The following is a 22,070-nucleotide window of genomic DNA, read 5'->3' as shown; positions in this document are numbered from 1 at the left end:
CTTGCGACCAGTGCCTGGATCGGAAAGGGAAGACGATGAATCATTACAGCTCCTTGCATGACAAAGGGATGGCCGGGCGCACTCATCCGCTGCGCACGGTTCGACCGGGGCGCAGGATGAGGCGTAAGGGTTGAATCGGCAAATCAGGCCGGCGTTGGTCCGGTGGTCATTGGCAAGGCAGGGTTGGCGCTCCACTGCTGCAACGAGCCGTCGTAGATCATCACGTTGGCACGGCCCAGCAGGGTCAGGGCGAAAGCGGTGGCGGCCGCGCTGATACCACCGCCGCAATACAGCAGCAGCGGTTGATGCTCTTCCAGGAGTGCCGCGCCCAGCGCCTGCTGCAGCTGCGCGGCGGGCAGATAGCGGCCCTGTTCATCGAACAATTGCCGGGCAGGGCGGTTGAGGCTGCGCGGGATATGCCCGCGGCGGTGATAGCGGGTGGCGGCGCTGCCGTCGAACACCCCTTGCCCCAAGGCGCACACCAGTTGGCCGGCGGCCTGCCCCTGGCTGGCCGCCAGCACCTGGTGCTGATCGACCCAGTGGCCCGGTTGATGCTGCAGGGTTGGCTTGGACAGGCTGGGCTGCGGCTCAGGGCCTGGGCCACTGTGGATCGGCTGGCCGGCAGCGCGCCAGGCATTCAGGCCGCCGTCAAGGATGCTGGCGGCAAGGCCGACGCTGCGCAGCATCCACCACAGGCGCGCGGCCCAGAAACCGTCGTTGCGGTCGTGGATGACGATGCGGCTGTGGTCGTCGATGCCCAGGCATTGCAGCTGCGCGGCGAACGGCTCGAGCGCTGGCATGGCGAAACTGTAGGTGGCATTGGCGTCGTGCAGATCGTGGGTCAAGTCGGCATGTCGGGAGCCCGGTATGTGCTCGTCGAGCCAGCCTGGGTAGCCGCTTTCGGCGCGATAGTCGCCATCGAAACGCGGGGAGGGCAGCAGCACCGTGGCGTCGAGAATCACGAGGTTGCGGTCATGCAAATGCTTGGCGAGCCAGTTCGTTGAGACCAGCAGATCGATTGCGGTCGTGGATTTTGTCGTGGCTGAACCGACGCCTTCGCGGGCAAGCCCGACTCCTACAGGTTGGGGGCGTTCTGAAGGGGTGGGGGCGGGCTCTGGCTGCGAAGTCGATCCATACTGGTGAATATGCGCCAGCAGCCGTTTGCCTTCGGCCCCGGCGAACCACTGCGCGTGCCCGAGCAAATAGCGCTGCCAGGCGATATCGGTGCTCTCCCGATTGCCCAGCACCTGCGCGAAATAGGCCATTTCCGATAGCGCGAACTCGGCGTGTACCACGGGTAGCCATGCCGTCAACGCGCGGATCGCTTGCGCTGACAGCGGCCGCACCTGGTGGTAACCCTCCAGCAGCACATCGACGATATCAAGATCGGCTCGGGCGTGGCCGTCGCTTTCTAGTTGCAACCAGGGAACAGCATTGCGTTCCAGCGCAGTGGCAAGGTCGTAGAGCGCGAATGTACGGTCGCAAAGGCCGAAATCCAGCACGCTTTCGACTTCGCCATTGGCGTCCCATAGCAGGTTGGAGGCGTGCCAGTCGTTGTGCGTCCACAGCGGCATCTGGCTGGCCAGCATGGGGCGCAACGCATCCACTGCGGGCAACAAGTGCCGCTGCAGTTCGGCCTGCCAGTCGCGTTCGCCGAGGTAGGCGGCGACGGCCGGATGCTCGTGCAGGTAGCGCTTTAAGGCCTCGACAGGATCTCCGCTGGCGAACAGTTGCCAACGGCTGGTCAGTGTCCGCGCCTGGCGCAGCGGCGCCTGGAAGCCTTCGGCGGCGTCGTGCAGGTGCGCCAGGCTGCGACCGGCCGCATGAGCGTGGGCCCGAGACTGGAACGGCGACCAGGATTGGGCGTCGCGGTACAGGTCCTGGCCGGGTGCCCGGGCATGAATCTCGTAGGTCCAGTCGCCTAAAGCCAACGCCGTCCGCCCATCGTCACTGGTCTGTACCTCGGGGACACCAAGCCCGGCCTGGCGCAGGTGCGCGATGAAGGCATGCTCCTCTTCCAGCCACGCCGGTACGCGCACTTCGCGGTGGTGACGCTTGACGAACCATTCGCCGCGATCGGTACTGATCAACGCCGCCGAGGAGAAGGGCCGAGGGCTATGCCAGTCGATGTGCTGCAACTTCCCCAACTGCGAGAAAAAAACCAGCAGGCCGTTGACGTCATCGTAGGTCAGCACAGGCCAGTCGGCAGCTACTGGTTCGCCGGCCAGGCCATGGGTCTGTAGAGTTTGGCTCATGCCGTGAGCTCCGTCAGGTAGTCGTTGCTGATAGCCTGGCGCCAGGCGAGCGGGTTGGCAACGATACCCTGTTCGTGCAGCCAGTGAGCATAAGGTTCGACCAGCGCCTGGCGTTGCAGACCCCACTGCCCTTGATGCAGCCAGGTCGGGGCGATGAGCTGCAGCGAACGTTCGATCAGCCTGGTCGGGAAATACGGAATGACTCGCTCATAGGCCGCAAATGCCAGGCTCGGGTCCGCGGCCACCGCCTCGAAGCCGCGCCGACTGGCCTGCAAAAACGCCCGCAGGATCGTCTCGTTGGCCGCCAGCCAGACATCGCCTGCCGCCAGCAGGTAGCTGTGGTAGGCCGGCGCGCCCCAGTCACTGACCCGGTGCACCACCCGACGTTCGGCTGGGACGGCGCTCTCCATCAGCGCCTCCCAGGCCCAGTAGCCGCCAAAGCTGACGTCCGCGACCCCGGCGGCGAGTTCTTCCGGGCGCAGCTCACGGGAGCCGCTGTCGACGATGATCAGTGCGTCGGGGTCGCCGCCATCGCGGCGCACCAGATCACGAACCATGGCCAGGCCGCGGGGCGTAGGGTTCAGGGCCAGGCGCTTGCCCATCAGATCGCGGGGCCGTTCGATGGCGAATTCCGTCAGGGTTTGAAACGCTTCCAGGCCGGCATGGTTGATGGCGGCGACGCCCGTTAGCGACTGGCCCTGATCACGTCGTACCAGCAGCCGATTGCTCGGGCATACCGCCAGTTCCACTTGCTGATCGAACAGATGCTGCAGGCTGTCGCCGCGCTCCGGATCGGCGACTCGCAATTCCACGTCCAGGCCCAGTTCGCCATACCAGCCACGCTCGCGGGCCAGATAGAAGCCAGCGGAATTGGGCCAGGGATGGAAGTATTCCAGCATGATTTTGAGCGACACCATGAATCAGACCGCCTGCACGGATAAATAAGGTCGCTCTTTATAAACGAGGTATTTGGTCTATACCAAATACGGGATAGGACTATGCTTAGATATGTTTTGCCTCGGCTTTACGCCCGCCAGCACAGCGATTCGTCAAGCTGGCCTGTAAGGCGAGTGCAAGCCGTTTCGGTATAAGGTCATAGCACTTTCGCCGGTGAAACGCCGTGCGGGCTGTTGTATTAATAGCGGCGCCGCACCATCAACTACCTGACTGCCGTCGGGCTCGCCTTGAAAGATTTGCACGTCATTCATTGAGGGAACCGACATGTCGGGTATTGAAGAAAGCGTCAGCGGCCGCGTCTGGCGCGCCGATGTGTTAGTAATCGGCGGCGGCCCGGCGGGCACTTGGGCAGCCATCAGCGCGGCAGCGCGCGGAGCCCGCGTGGTGCTGGCCGACAAGGGCTATTGCGGCGCATCGGGCGCCACCGCACCCTCGGGGACTGGAGTCTGGTATGTCGAGCCCGACGGTAACAAGCGTGAAGAAGCCAAGGCCAGCCGTTACGCCAAGGGCGGTCATCTGGCCGAAACGGCGTGGATGGACCGCGTCTTGGCGCAGACGTATGCCAACATGCAGACGCTTGCCGAGTGGGGCTATCCCTTCCCGCTGGACAGCGAAGGCCAGCAGCGTCGCACCTCGGTGCAAGGCCCCGAATACATGCGCTTGATGCGCAAGAGGGTGAAGCAGGCCGGGGTGCGCATTCTCGATCACAGCCCGGCGTTGCGGCTGCTCACCGACCACGAAGGTCGGGTCTGTGGCGCTTCGGGCCTCTCCCGGCAAAAACAGCAGGACTGGCGCGTTGAAGCCGGCGCCGTGGTGATCGCCACGGGCGGCTGTGCCTTTCTCAGCCGCGCGTTGGGTTGCAATGTGCTGACCGGCGATGGTCACCTGATGGCCGCCGAGACGGGGGCGCAGTTTTCCGGGATGGAGTTCTCCAACGCTTATGGCCTGTGCCCGGCGTTCGCTTCGGTGACCAAGTCGGCGTTCTACATGTGGGCGACTTTCTATCACGCCGACGGCCGAGTGCTGGAAGGCGCGGGCTCGGCGCAAGGGCGCAGTATCATCGCCAAGACCCTGCAGAGCGAGGCGGTGTACGCGCGGCTCGACAAGGCCGACGCCCATGCCAAAGCGCAGATGCGCCTGGCACAGCCGAATTTCTTCCTGCCATTCGACCGCCTCGGCATCGACCCCTTCACGCAATCGTTCCCCGTGACCCTGCGCCTGGAGGGCACGGTGCGTGGCACCGGGGGGCTGCGCATCGTCGCTGAAGACTGCGCCACCAGCGTGCCCGGATTGTTCGCAGCAGGCGATGCGGCCACCCGTGAATTGATCTGTGGCGGCTTTACTGGCGGCGGCAGCCATAACGCCGCCTGGGCGTTGTCCTCGGGCTTCTGGGCCGGTGCCGGGGCGGCGGGTTTTGCCCAGGGTAATCGCCTTAGCGACAGCGTCTTTAGCCTTGCCCCGCAGGGCGCCGGGCTGGTCGACGCACACGGCCAGCGTCTCGATCCGGCTGCCTTGATCAAGGCTGTGCAGGACGAAGTCTTCCCGTACGAGCGCAACTGGTTCCGCCACGGTGACGATTTGCACGCCTCCTTGGGCCGCCTCGACAGCCTCTGGCAACAAGTGCGCCGTGCCGCGCCCGCCAGCGGCAGCGAGGAGACCCTGCGCTTGCGTGAAGCCAGCGCGATGCTCGCGGTGTCGCGCTGGATGTACCGCAGCGCCCTGGCCCGTACTGAAACCCGGGGCATGCATCGGCGTACCGAATTTTCGAGCCTCGATCCGGCCCAGCGCCATCGAGTCATCAGCGGCGGCCTGGACGAAGTCTGGATCGGCTACCAGGCCCTGGAGCCCGTGGATGAGCGGGCGCAGGCGGGGCAAGCGGCATGATCGAACTTATCGATACGCAGCGCTGCACCGGCTGCAATATTTGCGTGCTGGCCTGTCCGACCAACGTATTTGAACCGGTGCCCGGAGCGGCGCCGTTGATCGGCCGGCAGAGCGATTGCCAGACCTGCTTCATGTGCGAGGTCTACTGCCCCGAAGACGCCATGTTCGTTGCCCCCTACGCGGACCGTGCGGCCACTGCCGAGGAGACCGCCGAACAAGCCGGACGCTGGCTCGGCAGCTACCGAGCGGCGATTGGCTGGGGCAAGGGCCGGCAATCTACGGCCAGTGCCGACCAGAGTTTCGATCTGATCGGAAAAATGCGCCCATGAGTGAATTCAGTCGCCGCCGGGTATTGGCTGCCGGCGCGCTCGGTGCCGCCTGGCTAGGGCTTGGCGGCCGCATTCAAGCCGCCGAGCCGCAGCGCACCTTGCGTCTGGGTTTCATCGGCGCCAGCAAGGTGCCAACTGCACCCTCCGGTTGGGCCTTGCACAGCGGCCTGCTGCAACGACACCTGGCCCCGCTGGGATTCGATGATTTCAGTACCCATGCTTTTCCCAACGGCCCGGACCTCAACGAGGCGCTGCTGGCCGGCGCGCTGGATATCGGCACCTATGGTGATACCCCGGCATTGGTGGGTTATGCCAGCGGCCATGCCAGCCGGCTGATCAGTCTCGACGTGGTCGGCACCAACGTCTGGCTGGTGACGCCGAAAAATGGCGTGCGCTCGATCGCCGACCTCAAGGGCAAGGTGGTCGCTACCGCGCTGGGCTCGTACATGCACCGCTATCTGATTGGCGCCTTGCAGGCTGCGGGCATTCTCAACGACACGCGGATCGTCTACATGCTCGGCCGCGACGCCGAGCCGGCACTGGCCAGGGGCGACATTGCTGCGTTCGCCGCACAGACCGAGCTCGGCCCGACCCTGGTCGGCAAGGGCTACCCGGTGATCGACCAGGCGGCCGATCACCCGGCGTTGCGCGGTTGCTCTGTGACCGTCGCCAGCGAACCATTGCTGCAACGCGCGCCGCAACTGCCCGCTGCCTGGAACGCCGCGCGCCAAGCGGCAGTGGCGCAGATCAGCGCGGACTGGCCGGCCTACTATCGCTTTCATGCGCAGGTCTCGGGTTTCCCGCAGGCGTCGATCGAGGCGTCGTATACCGCCCAGCAATTTCAGCCCGAGGCGTTTCCGGCGTCGGGGTTGCAGTTGTTGCAGGGCACCAAGGAATTTCTGCTCGAGCAACGCTTGATCCGGCGTGACTTCGACATTAAGCAGTGGACGATCTGAGTGGCGGCACATCCGTGCACCGTGATCCCGGTGCTTGAAAACGCGGATGTTCCTTAATCTAAGGTCATTCCAACACGGTATTTAGTGATCTACGCAGGGCTGCCTAGAATGGGCTAGTTTTATTCTGGATAAGCCCATGCCACGTCTTACTTCCCTTGATCCGCAATCGCTGTCCCCCGACACCCGCGCCACTTACGACCTGTTGCTCGACAGCTACGGTCCCTATACCAATCTGCTCGGTGCTTTCGCTAATCGGCCTCCCGCGCTCGAGCATCTGTTCGGCTACCTGGTGGCCTCGAAAAAGGAGGCGCTGATTTCTGCGCGGCATCTTGAAATTGCCTTGCTCACGGCTTCCAAGGCCCACGCCTGCCATTATTGCATCGTCCTGCACGCCCCCAAGCTGGTAGCCCAAGGGCTGCCTGAGGCGGCGGTGGAGCAGTTGCTTGAAGACCAGGTCCCGGGCTTTGATGAGCTCGATCTGCTGGTGCGTGACTATGCGCGGCTTGTGACCTTGACGCCTGAACGCATCAGCGATGGGTTTCACGCACGCTTGCGGGCGCATTTCAGCCAGGAACAAATCGTCGAACTGACCATCCGCATCGCCCTGTGCAGCTTCTTCAAGCGCTTCAACGAGGCGCTTGAAGTCGCCGAAGACGTCGTCGCACCGGTATCGGTATCGGCGGCATGACCGCGAAGTTGCACATCAATGGTCTATACAAGACGTTCGACCGTGAGGGGCAGGCGATACCGGTGCTCGAGAACATCAACCTGCACGTTCAGCCGGGTGAATTCGTCAGCATCATCGGGCCTTCCGGCTGCGGCAAGTCGACTTTGTTCAACATACTGGCCGGCCTGCTCGAACACGACCGGGGGCGCATTGCACTCGATGGTCGCGAGGTCGAGCATTTGCGCGGGCGCGTTGGCTACATGCTGCAGCGTGACCTGCTGATGCCTTGGCGCACCGTCCTCGACAACGTTGTGGTCGGTGTCGAGGTACAGGGCTGGTCGCGGGCGCGCGCGGTGGAAGGTGCTCGTGAGTACCTGGCACGGTTCGGCTTGCTGGAGTTCCAGGATCGCTATCCCAAGGAGTTGTCCGGGGGCATGCGTCAGCGTGTGGCGTTGGCCCGCACGCTGCTACCCGATCCGGACATCCTGCTACTGGATGAACCGTTCTCGGCCCTCGACTACCAGACCCGCCTTTACCTCGAAGGTATGCTGGTCGAAGCGGCCAGCCGTCAGGGCAAGACAGTCATCCTGGTCACCCACGACATCGATGAAGCCATTGCCCTGTCGCAGCGCATCTATGTGCTCAGCGCGCGCCCAGGCCGAGTCAAATCCGAGCAGCGCATCGAGCTCGATACCCGCTCGCCGTTGGAGGCGCGCCACGACAGCCGCTTCGCCGGTTACTTCGATGCGTTGTGTCGTGAACTGGACATCCAGACCGCCCCCCAGGAAGCTTGAACATGCTCGACTCGACTCGATCAACCGAGATGTTGCCGGTCCGTATTGTGGCCAAAAAGCGCCGCCGTCTGCCGGTGCTGGTGGTGCAGTTACTGATCCTGCTGGTGATCATTGGTGGCTGGGAGTACGGCGTGCGCGCCGGCGCCATTTCCGCTTTTCTGTTTGGCTCACCCAGCGGCATCGTCCATTCAGCCTGGGGGCAGATGCAATCCGGCGAGCTGTGGGAGCATGCTGGCTATACCCTCTGGGCCTCGATCATCGGCTTTGTGGTCGGCACTGTGCTGGGTACCGTACCGGGCTTGATGCTGTGGTATTCGCCTTACGTGGCGCGAGTCATCGAACCTTTTCTGGTGGCGATCAACAGCGTGCCGAAGATTGCTTTCGCGCCGTTGGTGATCCTCTGGTTCGGCACCGGCCTGGTATCGAAGGTGGCCCTGTCGATTTCGTTGACCTCCATCGTCGCCCTGCTTGCCGCGTTCCAGGCCGCCAAGGACACCGACGCCGATCTGCAGAAAATGCTCATTTCCCTGGGCGCTGGCAAGTGGCAGATCTTTTCCAAGGCAGTGGTGCCTTCGGCGCTGCCCTACGTGATCAGTACCTTCCGCATCAACATCGGCTTTGCGCTAGTGGGCACAGTGGTCGGCGAGTTCATTTCGTCGAAGTACGGCATCGGCCATGTGATTTTCGTTGCTTCCTCGCTGTATGACCTGAACACCGTCTGGGTCGGGATTTTCACGCTGATGGGGCTGGGCTTTGTGCTGTACGCGGGGGTCGACCTGGCTGAACGCAAGCTGCTGCGCTGGAAAGACCAAAGCTACGCCACTCACTTCAAACTCTAAGGACTGTCATGAAACTCTCTCTGCTGGCGCAATTGACTGGGGTGGCCATGGCTTCCGCGCTTTCTTTCACGGCGCTGGCCCAGGATCAAGCCGTGGTTTCGGCGGCGTTCAAGTCGGTGTTCTACTTGCCGGTATACTTCGCTCAAGAGCACGGCTACTTCAAGGATCAAGACCTGGATGTACGCATCGACGTCGCCTCTTCGTCGACCAACGCCTTGGCCGCAGTGATCTCGAAAAGCGCGGACTTCTCGCTGCACGGTCCGGAGTGGACGGCGATTTCCTTTGCACGCGGCGCGCCGGTCAAGGTAGTCGGCGGCACACTCGACAAACTCGGTGTGTGGCTGACCTGCCGAGCCGATCTGCCGTTCAACGGCTTCGCCAGCCTCAAGGGCAAGACCATCGCGTCGGGGACCATGCCGACCACGAGTACTTCGGCGTTCCTGCGCCTGGTGCACCAGGCCGGGCTCGACGAGAAGAACGACATCAACATTCTCGAAGTTCCACTGGGTAACGAGATCGGGCCGCTGGCCGCCAGGCAGGCCGATTGCGCGGTGCTATACGAACCGGGTGCCTCCCAGGCTGAAGCGCAGGGCTACAAGGTGGTGGCAGCGTTTTCCAAGCAGATGGGCCCTTACACCTTCTCGGCGATCTCTACGCGCCAGGACATCGATCCGGCAATCTCGCACAAATTTGTCGCTGGTATCGATCGGGCGCTTAAAACCATGCACAGTGACCCTGAAGCTGCTGTCGCCAGCGGCGTGAAGCTGTTTCCCAACCTCGACCCGGCAGTGGTGCGCGCCTCGGTACTGCGGCTGATCAATGATGGCGTGTTCGCCCAGTCAGTGGCCATCGCCCCTGAAGCCCTGCACAACGCCCTGCAGACCCAAGTCGATCTCGGCAATCTCAAGGAGGCGCCGCAGGATCAGCGCTGGCTGGATCTGCATGGGGCAGATGAGCAAGCGGCCAAGCGTTACTGATCGGTATCGGCGTCGGTCGCGCGCTGGCCATGGCCAGCGTGGCCCGGCGCCAGCCCGGCACCCTGCTCGAGGAATTTTTCGCGCAGGGTGCCAGGGCGGTACGCAGTCTTGTAGGCACCCCGGCGCTGCAATTCGGGGATCAACAGCTCAACGATATTGACGAACGTGCGCGGCGATTCGGCGTAGGCCAGGTTGAAGCCATCGATGCCGGTGTCTTCGACCCAGCCTTGCAGCGCATCGGCAACTTGCTGCGGGTCCCCGGCGATCACCGGACCGCGGCCGCCGATGGCGACGAACTCGACCGCATCGCGAACGGTCCAGATCTTTTCCGGATCCAGTTTGCTGAACGCCGCCAGCGCTGATTGACCGGCATCGGTGTCGGCGTATTCGAGGCTGTCCTCTGGTTGATAGCGCGACAGGTCGATCCCGGTCCAGCCCGACAATAGCGTCCGCGCTCCCTCATAACTGGCGCGATTCGTGAGCGCTTGCAGCTTGGCCTCGGCCAGCGCGGCGGTGGCCTCGACGATCACCGTCAACATGGCAAATACCCGGACACTGTCAGCCGGGCGGCCCGCTGCCTGAACCGCCGCGCGCAGCCCTTCGAGGCTGCGCTTGAGGCCGTTGCGCGTCGGTGCGCCGACAAAGATGCACTCGGCATGCTGCGCCGCAAAACGCTGGCCGCGCGGCGAGCCTCCTGCCTGAAACAGCAGCGGGGTGCGCTGTGGTGACGGTTCGCACTGATAGACGCCGTGGCTGCGATAGAACGGCCCATCGTGCTCGACCACATGGACCTTGGCGGGGTCGGCGTACATATCGTTCGCACGGTCACTGATGACGGCTTCGTCCTCCCAACTACCTTCCCAGAGCTTGTAGCAGAGCGTCAGGTAATCATCGGCGCGATCATAGCGATCATCGTGGCCGACCTGACCTTCCAGGCCCAGGCTCCGGGCGCCGCTGTCCAGATACGACGTGACGATGTTCCATGCCACGCGGCCGCGAGTGAGGTGGTCCAGCGTGGTGAAACGCCGGGCCAGCAGGTAAGGCGGCTCGTAAGTGGCCGATGCGGTTATGCCGAAACCAAGGTGGGTGGTGGCCTGGGACATCAGCGGGATCAACGGAAACGGGTCGTTCATGGGCAACTGCGCGGCGCTACGCAATGCCGGCTCGGCACTCTGCGAGTCGACGTCGTAGATGCCCAATACGTCGCCCAGAAACAGACTGTCGAACAATCCGCGCTCGAGCAGTTTCGCCAGGTCGATCCAGTATTCGGGGTCTACGTAGCGTACCGATTGGTCATCGGCAGCCGTCCACTGGCCGGGCGCCAAGTGGCCGATGCAATTCATCATGAATGCGTTGAAGCGGATTTCTTTGCTCATGCAGCCTCCGGGTCACTGCGCCTAAGGCACAGGGTGTTGCAGGCGGTACTCGCGCACCAGGCCCTGCGGACGGAAAATCAACATCAGAATCAGGGCGACGCCTACCAGCATCAAGCGGATCGAGGCCAGCTCGGCGGCGCTCAGCCAACCGATGTAATCATTGAGAAAGCGCGAGCTTTCCAGCAGCAAGACCACGCTGAACGAGCTGATCAGCACCCCAGGGTTGCTGCCTCGGCCGCCAATGATCACCGCCATAAAAGCGTAGGCGGTGATGATCGGGCCAAACTGGGTCGGGTCGATGTACTGGTAATAGAACGCATGCAGGGCGCCGGCGATTCCCAGCGCGACACCGCCCAGGGCGAACAAGCGTACCCGTAGGCTGAGCACCGGTTTACCCAGGGTCGCCGCCACCAGCGGATCGTCGCGCAAGGCCCGGGCGACGCGTCCGAGTGGCGAGCGCGCAACGCGCTGCATGACCCAGTAGACCAGTGCCAGCGCCCCCAGGGTCAACAGCACAAAAGGCAGATCGCCCGTCACCGGGCGGGGAATATTGGCAATCCCCAGGCTGCCGCGGGTCGCCCATTCTTCATGGGTAATCACCAGGCGCAGGCATTCGGCGAAGCCCAGAGTCACGATTGCCAGATAATCATCTGCCAGCCGGGTGGAAATCAGACTGACCACGGCGCTGGCCAGCGCGCACCCCAGTACCGCCGCTAGCGCACCCAGCCACGGGGAATAGCCGAGCTGGGTAAGTACGGCGCAGAGATAGGCGCCCAGCATGTAAAAGCCGAACAGGCCGAAGTTGACCAGGCCGCCCAGCCCCCATTGCAGGTTAAGGGCCAGGGCAACGATGGCGGCGATGGACACCAGTACCACGATCGACAGCAGATAAGTGATCATTTGCTCACCCATTGCGTGCCAAACAGCCCGCTCGGACGCACCAGCAAAAGGCCGGCGAGCACGATGAACGCTGCAACACTGCGGTAGTGTGGCGCCATGAACAATGTCGACAATTCGCCGATTACCCCCATGCACAAGGCGCCGGCGACTGCACCGAGCGGGTTGCCGAGACCACCCAGGATGGCGGCAGCGAACACCGGCAGTATGTAGTTCCAGCCCATGCTTGGTTCGAGGGTCGTGTCCAGGCCGATCAGCATCCCGGCCGCTGCTGCCAGCGCACCAGCCATGGCCCAGGTCAGAGTGATGACGCGCTCCGAGTTTATCCCGCGCACTGCCGCCAATGCCGCGTTGTCGGCGACCGCGCGCATGGCTCGGCCCTGGCGGGTACTGCGCAGCAACCAGCCCAGGGCCAGCAGTACCGCGAGACTGACGCCGATGCCCAGCAGTTGCTCATGGTTGAAGCGCAGACCCAGCACCCGCATCGGCCGCGCCGTCGCCACTGCGTAGCTCAAGGGTGCACTGCCGGCGAGCAGGCGCACCGCGTTTTCAAGAATCAGTGAACCGCCCATCGACGCCACCAGCAAGGTCACCGGCGAACGTCCACGCAAGGGTCGGAACACCAGCGCGTCGAAGGCTACTGCCAGTAGCCCGGCAGCCAGTGCCCCCAGCAGTGCGGCCCACACCAGGCCAAGGCCCAACAGCTGGTTGCAGGCATAGATCAGATAGGCACCTGTAGTGAGCATCGCGCCGATGGCGAAGTTGGCGAAGCGCAGCACACTGAACGTCAGCGACAACGCCACAGCGGGCAGCGCCACCAGAAACCCGGTGACCAGGCCGTTGAACAAAAGCTGAAGCATCAGGCAGTTCCCAGGTAAAGGCGGGGCAAATCGTCGTGGGCCAGCAGCTCGACCGCCGGAGCCTGCAGGCGCACCTGCCCGGCGACCAGCAGCAGGCCGGTCTGTGCTGCGGCCAGGCCAAGGGCGATATTCTGTTCGATCAACAGCAAGGTGATGCCGGTACTGCGGATACGCGCCACAATGTCGTACAAAGCCTGGGCGTTTTTCGGCGACAGCCCGGCCGAGGGTTCATCCAGTACCAGCAGCTTGGGCCGCGGCATCATGGCGCTAGCCATCGCCACCATTTGCCGTTGTCCGCCGCTGAGCAGCCCGGCGTAGCTTTGCAGAAAAGGCTGCAATTCGGGGAACAGTGCAAGGATTTCCTCCCGCCGCTTGCTGAACGCCAAGCCACTGCCGCGCGGCTGCAGGAACTCCCAACCCAGGCGCAGGTTTTCGGCTACCGAGAGATTGCGAAACACATTCGCCTCCTGAGGCACGTAACCCATGCCAGCGCGCGCCCGTGCGGGAGCGTTGCGCCGGGTCACGTCATCATCGCCAAACAGGACGCGCCCGGCGCTGGGGGCGACCAACCCGGCGATAGTCTTGAGCAGGGTCGACTTGCCTGAGCCGTTCGGGCCGATGATCGTCAGCGCGCCGCCCGCCGGGACCAGCAGGTCGACGCCGTGAAGGATGGCCGTGCGCCCGTAACCCGCGTGAACACCCTGTAGCGTCAGGCGGCTGGTCATGCCCGACTCCCTAGATAGGCTTGCACTACCCGAGGATCGCGGGTCACGGCAGCGACGTTGCCATGGGTAAGGACGCTGCCTTCGGCCAGCACGTACAGCGAATCGCAGAGCGAGCTGATGACAGCCATGTTGTGCTCGACGATGGCGAACGTCATGCCTTGGGCCTTGAGGCCGAGGATAAAGGTGCAGAGCTCCTCGATCAGCGCCGGACTGACTCCGGCTGCCGGCTCGTCGAGGAGCAGGATCTGTGGCGAGAGCATCAGTGCGCGAGCAAGCTCCAGCAGTTTTTTCTGTCCGCCCGACAACGCACCCGCCGGTTGGTTGGAGAGTTTGCCCATACGTACCCGCGCCAGCAGTTCATGGGCCCGCGCCAGCGCCTGGTCTTCGGCACGCCGCACCGCAGCGCGGCCGATGAAGGCCCGCCAGAGGTTTTCGCCGGGGTGGTTCGGGTGGGCGAGCAGGAGGTTTTCCAGCACCGTCAGGCTGTCGAGTTCGCGTGCCAGTTGAAAGGTGCGGACGATGCCGTGGCGGGCGCGTCGATGGGTCGCCAGGCGGGTGATGTCGCGCTCGCCCAGGCGCACTGTTCCCGCCGAGGGCCGCGCGGCACCGCCGAGAATGTTGAGCAGCGTCGACTTGCCCGCGCCATTGGGCCCGACGATACCGGTGATCTGCCCGGGGATGATGGTCAATGACGCATCGCGCAGCGCCTGTACGCCACCGAATGCCAAGCCCAGGTGCTCGGCCCGCAGTGCCAAACTGGTCAGGGTCGGCCCGCTCACTTGTCGATGACTTCGAGCAGTTGGTTCTTGCCATCCTTGATCACGAAGTGCCCGTAGATGCGGTTGATCTGTTCGCCATCTGGGGCAAAGGTGAAGTTGGATCCGGCCCCGCTGTAGGCCACCGGATGCTTGGCGCGCAGCGCCTGCAAGCCGGCGAGGGGATCCTCCACACGTTCGCCGGGCCCGTTGACCACCACTGGAATGGATGCAGCGAACAGTTTCGGATCGGGGCTGGCAGCGCGTTCGATCGCCAGTGCCAGGACCGCCACCTCATCCCAAACGTTGGACGGAAAGATGGCGATGCCGTCTGCCGGCGCGCCGGTCACCCGTGCGAAGGTCTTATAGGCAGTGGAGTCCAGTGGCGGAATCGACTGCAGATGATGGATGCCTTCTGCGACTTGCGGGCCGACGTTGTTGATGAATGCGCCTTCGGCATCGGCGGCCGAGGAGTTGGCGTAGATCCTTGAGGTGTAGCCGCTGCGGTAAATCTCCCGCGCTACGGCCGAGAGGTCCGGCAGGTAACTGGGGATGAACACTGCATCCGGCGTGGCCGAAAAGACCTTCTCGACTTCAGCGCGGTAGGAGGCCTGGCCGGGGCTGTAATAAACCACGTCTAGAATCTGCCCGCCGCCGGCCTTGAAAGTCTTGATGAAAGGTTCGACCAGGCTCAGGGTGAACGGGGTCTGCAAGGCCAGCACCGAGGCGGTCTTGTTGCCATCCTGCAGCGCGGCCTTGCCGAACGCGGCGCCCCAATCGCGACCGTTGGATTGGAAGCGCCAGACCAGACCATGGTTGTCGCCTTGGGTGACTTCATCAGCCGAACCGCCCACGAGCATCGGCACGCTGCGCTCGATCGCCAAGGGTTTGATGGCCATCGCCACGGCGCTGCTCCAGAGGCCGATCAGTGCAACCACCTTGGAGACATCGAGCAGCTTGCGCGCTGCCGCGACACCTGCGGTCGGGTTGCTTTCGTCATCGGCGACAACGATCTCCAGCTGTCGGCCACCCAGCACACCGCCGGCTTGATTGATGTACTCGGCAGCCTTCAGAGCAGCATTGACCATGCTCTGGCCATAAGGCCCGCCACCGCCGGTAAGAGGGGCGAGCATGCCGATTCGCAACGGCTCGGCCGCTGCTCTGGCGACGCCGGTCAAGCCCAGTGCGGCGGTGCCGGCGAGCAAGGCAGTAATGAATTCGCGACGATCAAGATAGACAGGCATGTGGGGCCTTCAGTGCAGGAGTAACCCAAGGAGTTCGCCGTGCGCCGAGACGCAACGACATAAACGGGAGGGAGATTAGAGGAAATGGAAAAGGACAATAAATAACTGATGGTTATTTGCTTAAGCGTTGTGCTGCACGCTTATCGATAGAACCAATGGTTATTTTCAGGTGGATGGCTGCGGAATATAAGCTATAAAAACAACGCGATCAGTCACCCTGACTTCCTCCCTTCGCTCCGCCTGCCATGACCTTCGATTACTCCTTCGCGCTGTCCACGCTGCCTGCTTTTCTCAAGGCCGTCGGCGTTACCCTGCAATTGGGCTGTATCGCTATTGCCACCTCCTTGTTGGTGGCCATCGTCAACGCCTGCCTGGTCACCTTTCGCGTGCCGGTGCTGTGGCGGCTGGTGCCGGTGTATGTGGAACTGGCCCGCAACACACCGCTGTTGATCCAGCTGTTCTTCATCTACTTCGCGCTGCCGACCATCGGCCTGCGGTTGTCGGGCTTCAGCAAAGTGGCCGCCGCCATGCCGAAACCCGCCGCCAGCTACCTGGAGACCATCAAAGCCCGCGGCAAGCTGATCGTCGGCGTGTTCAGCGACAAGCCGCCGTTCGGTTTCGTCGACGACAAGGGCGAATACGTGGGCTTCGACACCGACCTCGCCAAGCGCTTCGCCAAGGATCTGCTGGGCGATGAAAAACGCATCGAGTTCGTCAGCGTCCAGCCGGCCAGCCGCATTCCGTTCCTGCAGAGCGACAAGGTCGACCTGATCCTCGCCAACATGACCGTCACCCCAGAGCGCCGCGAAGCCGTGGACTTCACCAATCCCAACCTGCGCGTCGCGGTACAGGCATTGGTGCCGCAAGCCAGTGCGGTGAAAGCCGTCGATGACCTGGCGGCCAAGACCACCATCGTCACCACCGGTACCACCGCCGACCTGTGGCTGACCAAGAACCACCCAGACTGGAAGGTGCTGAAGTTCGAGAAGAACTCCGAATCGCTCCAGGCGTTGGCCAACGGCCGTGGCGATGCCTATGCCCAGGACAACCTGGTGCTGTTCAACTGGGCCAAGAAAAACCCTGGCTACCGCGTGTTGCCGCAGAAGTTGGGTGACGAAGCGCCGATCGCCCCGGCTGTGAAGAAGGGCAATATCGAACTGCGCGATTGGGTGAATGGCGAACTCGCCAGACTGGGCGAAGAAAAGTACTTGCTCAAACTGTATGACCAGTATGTGCGCAAGGACTTGGCCGACGGCACCGATCCAAGTTCGGTGATTGTCGAGGGTGGGCAATGGAAGCCTTGATCTGAGGGGTTTCCAAGGTTTCAGGAAGCTTCGCCATGCATTAGGCGCAAATACAATTTGCGCCTAATGCATTTCCTTTTTTTATTGTTTAAGTGTCCGCTTTTTAATATTTCGCCGTACATGACAAGAGCATAAGCAAAGAATTAAATATTCCTTCCGGAGATAATCAAAACCCCTGATCATCGCGGCCTTGAGCGGTTGCCGAGAGGCGGCGAGCAGCGGCACCGCTCCTTTTGATTCGTGTGACCAGGAGCTGAATGATGGGCAATGTCCAGAGCGCTGCCAGCGCGTCCCGCACGCTATGGCGCGAGCCCTCCAATGCCGACCTGTTGGCATTGAACCCGCTGGCACGTGCGCCTTTGTGGGCGTCGCAATTGCAACGTACCCCCGGGCCGATTCTCAGCAAACGCGAGGGCATCCTGCTCGGCGTGTTCGCGCTGGTGCTGCATGGTGCGGTGATCAACTGGCTCAACAACACGCCGACCCCGCAGCTGCCGGTGGTACCCCCGCAAGTGCCACCCATGACCATCGAGTTTTCCCAGCCGGCGCCGCCCGCGCCGCCTGTGGTCGAACCGCCACCGCCAGCACCGGCGCCTCCAGTCGCCGAGCCGCCACCGCCCGTGGTCGATGAGATGGCCCCCAAGCCCAAGCCTAAGCCTAAGCCGAAACCCGTCAACAAGCCCGTGCCCAAACCTGTGGCCGAGCCGGTGGAAAAACCGCTGCCCAAGCCGGAGCCGACCCTGGCACCCGCGCCTGCCCCCGTGGCTGCGCCGACCCCGCCAGCGCCACCCGCGCCGGCCCCGGTCACGCCACCTTCGGCCAGTGCCGGCTACCTGAAGAATCCGGCGCCGCAATACCCCGACCTGGCCATGCGCCGCGGCTGGGAAGGCACCGTGTTGCTGCGCGTACAGGTCCTGCCGAGCGGCCAGCCGGGCGAGATCCAGATCCAGAAGAGCAGTGGTCGCACCCAGCTTGACGACGCCGCACTCGCTGCCGTCAAGCGCTGGAGCTTCGTGCCCGCCAAGCAGGGTGACGTACCGCAGGCCGGCTGGGTGAGCGTGCCGATCGACTTCAAGCTCAGATAACGCCGTTCAGCACCACCCGCGGGCCACCACCACCAAAGGAGCGCCGCCAACCCAACGAATCCGAACCAAGAGATACCCTCATGAACCTTATCGCTTCGCCTTTCGCTTCGATCGAATCCGCCGTCATCTGGCTGCTGATCCTGTTCTCCGTCGCTACCTGGGGCCTGTTCCTGTTCAAGGGCTCGCAGTTCACCCGTCTCAAGTCCCAGGACCGCAAGTTCCACAAGCAATTCTGGGCCGCTTCCAGCCTGGATTCGGCCGCGACCCTGGCCCAGCAGGAACCCGGCGCCGCCGCCCGCGTCGCGCTGGCCGGGTACACCGCCATCCAGGTCGCCGAGGCTCCTGCCACCGACCTGGCCCACGCCATCAACCACCAGGACCGCCTCGAACGCGCCCTGCGCCAGCAGATCGTGCGTGAGCGCCGCTCGCTGGAAAGCGGCCTGGCGATCCTCGCCAGTATCGGCAGCACCTCACCCTTCATCGGCCTGTTCGGCACCGTGTGGGGCATCATGTCGGCGCTCAAGGGCATCAGCGCGGCCGGCTCGGCGAGCCTTGAAACCGTCGCCGGCCCGATCGGCGCCGCTTTGGTCGCCACCGGTGTGGGCATCGCCGTCGCCGTGCCGGCGGTGCTGGTCTACAACTACTTCCTGCGCCGCCTGAAGCTCACCGTGGCCGACCTCGACGACTTCGCCCACGACTTCTACAGCCTGGCGCAGAAGAGCCATTTCCGCGTGATCAGCCATCCCGTCGCCGCCCACAAAGCCGGCGCCAGCCGTCCCGTGAAGGAGGCTTCTTGAAATGGCCTTTTCCACCCAGGACAGCGATGAAGTGCTGAGCGAAATCAACGTTACGCCGCTGGTGGACGTGATGCTGGTACTGCTGGTGGTCTTCATCGTCACCGCGCCCTTGTTGACCAACGCCATCCCCATCAACCTGCCCAAGACCGACGCCGTAGCGCCTGTGGAGCAAAAGGACCCCGTGGTGGTGAGCATCGATGGCAAGGGCCAGGTGTTCTTCGACAAGGATCCCATCGATCTCGACCAACTCGGCTTCCGCCTGCAGGGCGCCAAGGCCAAGGACCCGGAAGTGCGGGTACAGCTGCAAGCCGACGATGGCGTGAACTATGGGCAGGTGGCGAAGGCCATGGCGTCGATCGAAAAGGCGGGGATCACCAAGTTGGCGGTGATTACCGCGAAGTAGCCATGCCTGGGAGCGTGCGTGCACCGCGCCGGTCAATAAGGCCTCGCGCGGCTTAGCGCTTACGTGGTGGCGCCGACGTTTAACGTGGATGGCGGTCATTGGATGAGACAAGCCCAGATCCCGGCTATTGCCCCGAGCCCGAACCTGATCGCGACTGGCGCGCGATCAGATCACATGGGCCAACTGCAACTGGCGCAGCGACTGCGCCTTGAGCGCGCTCAGCAGCGGGTCGCTGCGGTCGCGCGGGTGAGGCAGGTCGACCGTCAGGGCTTCGCGTACGTTGCTGGGGCGGTTACCCATCAGCAGGACGCGGTCACTCAGGTACAACGCTTCGTCGATGTCGTGGGTGACCATCAGCAAGGCAATGTCATGGCGGCGGGCGAGTTGTAGCAGCAGCTCTTGCAGCTTCATTCGGGTGAATGCATCGACGGCACTGAAGGGCTCGTCGAGCAACAGCACGTTGGGGCGCGAATAGAGCCCGCGGGCGATCGCCACGCGTTGCGCCATGCCCCCGGAAAGGGCCTTGGGCAGGGCCTCGCCAAAACCACTCAGGCCGACCTCGACGAGCAATTGTCGGACCCACGCCTGGTCATAGTGCTGGTCATCGTGGAAACCGATGTTGCGTTCAACGGTAAGCCAAGGCATCAGCCGTGGCTCTTGAAATACAAAGGCGACCTGATCGGTGGTTTGCTCAAGCTCGCCGGCATAGTCCTGTTCCAGGCCGGCGATGATGCGCAGCAAAGTGCTCTTGCCGCAGCCGCTTGGGCCCAGCAGACTGACTATTTCGCCCTGGTGCAAAGCGACCTGGGCGTCACGCAACACCAGGGTCTGGCCGAAGTTCTTGTGCCGTACATGTATTTTCAGCAAGGGCTCGCTCATGGCGTGCCTCCCTGGCCAGTGAAGGTATCGCGCCATTGCAGCCAGCGGCGTTCGACGATGGCGAACAGGCCATCGGTGATTTTGCCCAGCAACGCGAGGATGATGATCGCCGCCAGAACGATGTCTGGACGTGAAGTTTCACGGCCGTCGCTGAGCAGGTAGCCCAGGCCTTTGGTGGCGGCGATCAACTCGGCTGCGACCACGAACATCCAGGCCATGCTCAGGCCGCTGCGCAGGCCGGTGAACAGTCCCGGCATCGCCGCGGGCAAGAGAATTCGCCAGATCAAACGACGCCGGCTGAAGCCGTACATCTGGCCGACTTCCACCAGCCGCCGATCAACATTGCGGATGGCGGCCACGCCGTTCACGTACACCGGAAAAAAGGCGCCAATGGCGATCAACACGATCTTGGAGCTTTCGTCGATACCCAGCCAGAGCAGCAGCAACGGCACCCAGGCCAGGCTCGGGATCGCTCGCAAGCCGGCGAAGGTCGGTTCCAGGTAGGCCTCGGCTTCACGGCTCAGGCCTACCCAGGCCGCGAATATCAGCGCCAGCCCAGCGCCGATCACGAAGCCGACCAGTACGCGTAACAAGCTGGCACCGATATGCTTGCCCAGCGCGCCGTGCGCCAGATCGATCAAGGTCAGAGCGATATCGCTGGGTGCGGGCATCTGGTAGGCCGGCACCCAGCCCAGCCTGACCACCGCTTCGAGTACCACTATGATTGCCACAGGCAGCACGCAGGCTTTCAAAGGTGTTACCCAGGGTTTGCGCCGTTCACGCCGGGGCGCTTCATCGGCGCTGGCCACACGTTTGCTCGGTACCGCCATGGCCTTAGTTTTTCCCGATCACGGCAGCACTGAACTGCGGATCGAACAGCTGCTCGACCACTTGGTTTACGTCAGTGCCTTTGCGTACCAGGCCCTCGGCCACCAGGATCGGCGCCGCCGCCTTGAGTGCTGCGATGTGCTCGGGCCCCGGCTGGGCAGTGCTGAAGTCAGTGCGCGACAGCTGCAACTTGGCGACTTCCAGCGGCAAACCGGATTCCTTGGCCAACAGCGCGGCCAGTTCGTCAGGGTGCTGGCGCGCCCATTCGCGGGCTTTTTCGTAGGCGTGCAGCACTAGTTCGATGGTCTGTGGCTGGGTTTTGGCGTAGTTCTCGGTGACGCTGATCACGTCGTAGCTATTGAAGTTGACGTTGCGGTACAGCAAGCGTGATCCCGCCTGAATCTGGCTGGCGGCCAGCAATGGATCAAGGCCGGCCCAGGCATCCACTTCGCCTTTCTCCAAGGCGATACGGCCGTCGGGGTGCTGCAGGTGCACCAGTTCTACGTCGTCCTTGTTCAAACCGGCCTGCTGCAGGGCGCGCAGGGTAAACAGGTAAGGGTCGGTGCCTTTGGTGGCAGCAATCTTCTTGCCCTTTAAATCAGCCACTGTCTTGATGGGCGAATCCTTGGGCACCGCCAGCGCGGTCCATTCCGGGCGGCTGGCGATATAAACGGTTTTCAGCGGGCTGCCATTGGCGCGGCTGAGCACTGCTGCCAGGCCTGCTGTAGAGGCAAAATCGATGGCGCCGCTGTTGATGTACTCCAGCGAGCGGTTGCTGCCTTGGCTCAGCACCCAGCTGACCTTAGTGTTCGGCAGCGCCTGCTCCAGCCAGCCGAAGTGCTTGAGTACCAGGCTGGTGGGCGAGTAGTAAGCATAGTCCAGATGCACTTCGGCAGGGGGAGTGTCCAATGCCTGCGCTGCGCCGGTCCATCCTACCGATAACGCGGCAGCCGCAAGTAGCGGGCGGGTCCATCGGTACAGTGTATGAAGCAACGTGGGTTGGATCATTGTGAATTCCTTGGGTGGCCGGGCACGCAGCGAAGTCAGGGTCAGGGGATGGCTAATTGACAGCTAGCGCAGAGTAGGCGATGTAACAGCAGCAAAATAAATAACTTTTAGGTCTGTCATTAGAACGTTCCCATGGACCCGATCGCGGTTTCGAGCGTGGGGGTCGGGTAATAAGCAAAGAATTAAATATTCCTTTCGGCGCTAACCAAAAGGCCGGATCATCCCGGCCCAGAGCAGTCGGCGGCGAGCGC

Annotated in this window: 22 protein-coding genes and 1 pseudogene; 12 read left to right on the top strand and 11 right to left on the bottom strand. The window is 63.1% G+C overall.

Annotation, left to right across the window (positions count from 1 at the left end; all coding sequences use genetic code 11):
• Positions 1–143 precede the first annotated feature (143 nt).
• Both AC3WJP_RS02485 and AC3WJP_RS02480 read right to left on the bottom strand, forming a co-directional pair.
• Complete coding sequence (locus AC3WJP_RS02485; RefSeq protein WP_493719650.1) at positions 144–2,255, bottom strand: phosphotransferase; 2,112 nt, start codon at positions 2,253–2,255, stop codon at positions 144–146.
• Positions 2,252–3,172 (bottom strand): ABC transporter substrate-binding protein, encoded by a 921-nt coding sequence (locus AC3WJP_RS02480; protein ID WP_493719649.1) that lies wholly within the window; start codon positions 3,170–3,172, stop codon positions 2,252–2,254. The genes AC3WJP_RS02485 and AC3WJP_RS02480 overlap by 4 nt, the downstream gene beginning before the upstream one ends.
• A 304-nt stretch (positions 3,173–3,476) precedes the next feature.
• Here AC3WJP_RS02480 and AC3WJP_RS02475 point away from each other — a divergent pair, with 304 nt between their 5' ends.
• The 7 genes from AC3WJP_RS02475 to AC3WJP_RS02445 all read left to right on the top strand — a co-directional run bounded on the left by AC3WJP_RS02475 (position 3,477) and on the right by AC3WJP_RS02445 (position 9,658).
• Entirely contained in the window at positions 3,477–5,096 is a 1,620-nt protein-coding gene (locus tag AC3WJP_RS02475) for an FAD-dependent oxidoreductase (RefSeq protein WP_493719648.1), read from the top strand.
• Positions 5,093–5,425 carry a 4Fe-4S binding protein gene (locus AC3WJP_RS02470; RefSeq protein ID WP_493719647.1) on the top strand — a complete coding sequence of 111 codons (333 nt, stop codon included), beginning with the start codon at positions 5,093–5,095 and terminating at the stop codon, positions 5,423–5,425. The genes AC3WJP_RS02475 and AC3WJP_RS02470 overlap by 4 nt, the downstream gene beginning before the upstream one ends.
• Entirely contained in the window at positions 5,422–6,381 is a 960-nt protein-coding gene (locus AC3WJP_RS02465; RefSeq protein ID WP_493719646.1) for an ABC transporter substrate-binding protein, read from the top strand. The genes AC3WJP_RS02470 and AC3WJP_RS02465 overlap by 4 nt, the downstream gene beginning before the upstream one ends.
• A 136-nt stretch (positions 6,382–6,517) precedes the next feature.
• A complete protein-coding gene (locus tag AC3WJP_RS02460; RefSeq protein WP_493719645.1) occupies positions 6,518–7,069 on the top strand; it encodes a carboxymuconolactone decarboxylase family protein in 552 nt (183 codons plus the stop codon).
• Positions 7,066–7,842, top strand: a complete 777-nt coding sequence (locus AC3WJP_RS02455; RefSeq protein ID WP_493719644.1) for an ABC transporter ATP-binding protein — start codon at positions 7,066–7,068, stop codon at positions 7,840–7,842. The genes AC3WJP_RS02460 and AC3WJP_RS02455 overlap by 4 nt, the downstream gene beginning before the upstream one ends.
• 2 nt (positions 7,843–7,844) lie before the next feature.
• Positions 7,845–8,681, top strand: a complete 837-nt coding sequence (locus tag AC3WJP_RS02450; protein ID WP_493719643.1) for an ABC transporter permease — start codon at positions 7,845–7,847, stop codon at positions 8,679–8,681.
• Positions 8,682–8,689: 8 nt separating this feature from the next.
• A complete protein-coding gene (locus AC3WJP_RS02445; RefSeq protein WP_493719642.1) occupies positions 8,690–9,658 on the top strand; it encodes an ABC transporter substrate-binding protein in 969 nt (322 codons plus the stop codon).
• On the opposite strand, the gene AC3WJP_RS02440 is transcribed toward AC3WJP_RS02445, so the two are convergent.
• Genes AC3WJP_RS02440 through AC3WJP_RS02415 form a run of 6 tightly spaced genes read right to left on the bottom strand, consistent with a single transcriptional unit; the run spans position 9,652 to position 15,515 of the window.
• Positions 9,652–11,034 carry an LLM class flavin-dependent oxidoreductase gene (locus AC3WJP_RS02440; protein WP_493719641.1) on the bottom strand — a complete coding sequence of 461 codons (1,383 nt, stop codon included), beginning with the start codon at positions 11,032–11,034 and terminating at the stop codon, positions 9,652–9,654. The two genes, AC3WJP_RS02445 and AC3WJP_RS02440, sit on opposite strands and share 7 nt — an antisense overlap.
• Positions 11,035–11,055: 21 nt before the next feature.
• Entirely contained in the window at positions 11,056–11,934 is an 879-nt protein-coding gene (locus tag AC3WJP_RS02435; protein WP_493719640.1) for a branched-chain amino acid ABC transporter permease, read from the bottom strand.
• On the bottom strand, positions 11,931–12,791 hold the full coding sequence (locus tag AC3WJP_RS02430; protein WP_493719639.1) for a branched-chain amino acid ABC transporter permease: 861 nt from the start codon (positions 12,789–12,791) through the stop codon (positions 11,931–11,933). Before AC3WJP_RS02430 ends, AC3WJP_RS02435 begins: the two co-directional genes overlap by 4 nt.
• Entirely contained in the window at positions 12,791–13,516 is a 726-nt protein-coding gene (locus tag AC3WJP_RS02425) for an ABC transporter ATP-binding protein (RefSeq protein WP_493719638.1), read from the bottom strand. The genes AC3WJP_RS02430 and AC3WJP_RS02425 overlap by 1 nt, the downstream gene beginning before the upstream one ends.
• Complete coding sequence (locus AC3WJP_RS02420; RefSeq protein WP_493719637.1) at positions 13,513–14,295, bottom strand: ABC transporter ATP-binding protein; 783 nt, start codon at positions 14,293–14,295, stop codon at positions 13,513–13,515. The genes AC3WJP_RS02425 and AC3WJP_RS02420 overlap by 4 nt, the downstream gene beginning before the upstream one ends.
• Positions 14,292–15,515 carry an ABC transporter substrate-binding protein gene (locus tag AC3WJP_RS02415; RefSeq protein ID WP_493719636.1) on the bottom strand — a complete coding sequence of 408 codons (1,224 nt, stop codon included), beginning with the start codon at positions 15,513–15,515 and terminating at the stop codon, positions 14,292–14,294. Before AC3WJP_RS02415 ends, AC3WJP_RS02420 begins: the two co-directional genes overlap by 4 nt.
• A gap of 245 nt (positions 15,516–15,760) precedes the next feature.
• Between AC3WJP_RS02415 and AC3WJP_RS02410 the strand changes: the two are divergent.
• The 5 genes and pseudogenes from AC3WJP_RS02410 to AC3WJP_RS02390 all read left to right on the top strand — a co-directional run.
• Positions 15,761–16,090: pseudogene (locus AC3WJP_RS02410) on the top strand (ABC transporter permease subunit); the annotation flags it as partial.
• 15 nt (positions 16,091–16,105) lie between these two features.
• On the top strand, positions 16,106–16,819 hold the full coding sequence (locus tag AC3WJP_RS02405; RefSeq protein ID WP_493719992.1) for a transporter substrate-binding domain-containing protein: 714 nt from the start codon (positions 16,106–16,108) through the stop codon (positions 16,817–16,819).
• A gap of 260 nt (positions 16,820–17,079) precedes the next feature.
• Positions 17,080–17,904, top strand: a complete 825-nt coding sequence (locus AC3WJP_RS02400; RefSeq protein ID WP_493719635.1) for an energy transducer TonB — start codon at positions 17,080–17,082, stop codon at positions 17,902–17,904.
• A gap of 80 nt (positions 17,905–17,984) precedes the next feature.
• Positions 17,985–18,701: a MotA/TolQ/ExbB proton channel family protein gene (locus tag AC3WJP_RS02395; RefSeq protein ID WP_493719634.1), complete on the top strand. Its 717-nt coding sequence runs from the start codon at positions 17,985–17,987 to the stop codon at positions 18,699–18,701.
• 1 nt (position 18,702) lies between these two features.
• Positions 18,703–19,104: an ExbD/TolR family protein gene (locus AC3WJP_RS02390; RefSeq protein ID WP_493719633.1), complete on the top strand. Its 402-nt coding sequence runs from the start codon at positions 18,703–18,705 to the stop codon at positions 19,102–19,104.
• A 165-nt stretch (positions 19,105–19,269) separates the two neighbouring features.
• On the opposite strand, the gene AC3WJP_RS02385 is transcribed toward AC3WJP_RS02390, so the two are convergent.
• From AC3WJP_RS02385 to AC3WJP_RS02375, 3 genes are read right to left on the bottom strand one after another with little or no spacing between them, the layout of a single operon-like run.
• Complete coding sequence (locus tag AC3WJP_RS02385; RefSeq protein WP_493719632.1) at positions 19,270–19,983, bottom strand: ABC transporter ATP-binding protein; 714 nt, start codon at positions 19,981–19,983, stop codon at positions 19,270–19,272.
• A complete protein-coding gene (locus tag AC3WJP_RS02380; protein WP_493719631.1) occupies positions 19,980–20,813 on the bottom strand; it encodes an ABC transporter permease in 834 nt (277 codons plus the stop codon). The genes AC3WJP_RS02385 and AC3WJP_RS02380 overlap by 4 nt, the downstream gene beginning before the upstream one ends.
• A gap of 4 nt (positions 20,814–20,817) precedes the next feature.
• On the bottom strand, positions 20,818–21,819 hold the full coding sequence (locus tag AC3WJP_RS02375) for an aliphatic sulfonate ABC transporter substrate-binding protein (protein ID WP_493719630.1): 1,002 nt from the start codon (positions 21,817–21,819) through the stop codon (positions 20,818–20,820).
• Between the last annotated feature and the right edge of the window lie 251 nt (positions 21,820–22,070).

The organism is Pseudomonas sp. GW821-FHT01A09 (assembly GCF_058986725.1).
The sequence above is the reverse complement of the archived record's forward strand: the minus strand, read 5'-3'. Positions and strand labels throughout refer to the sequence as shown.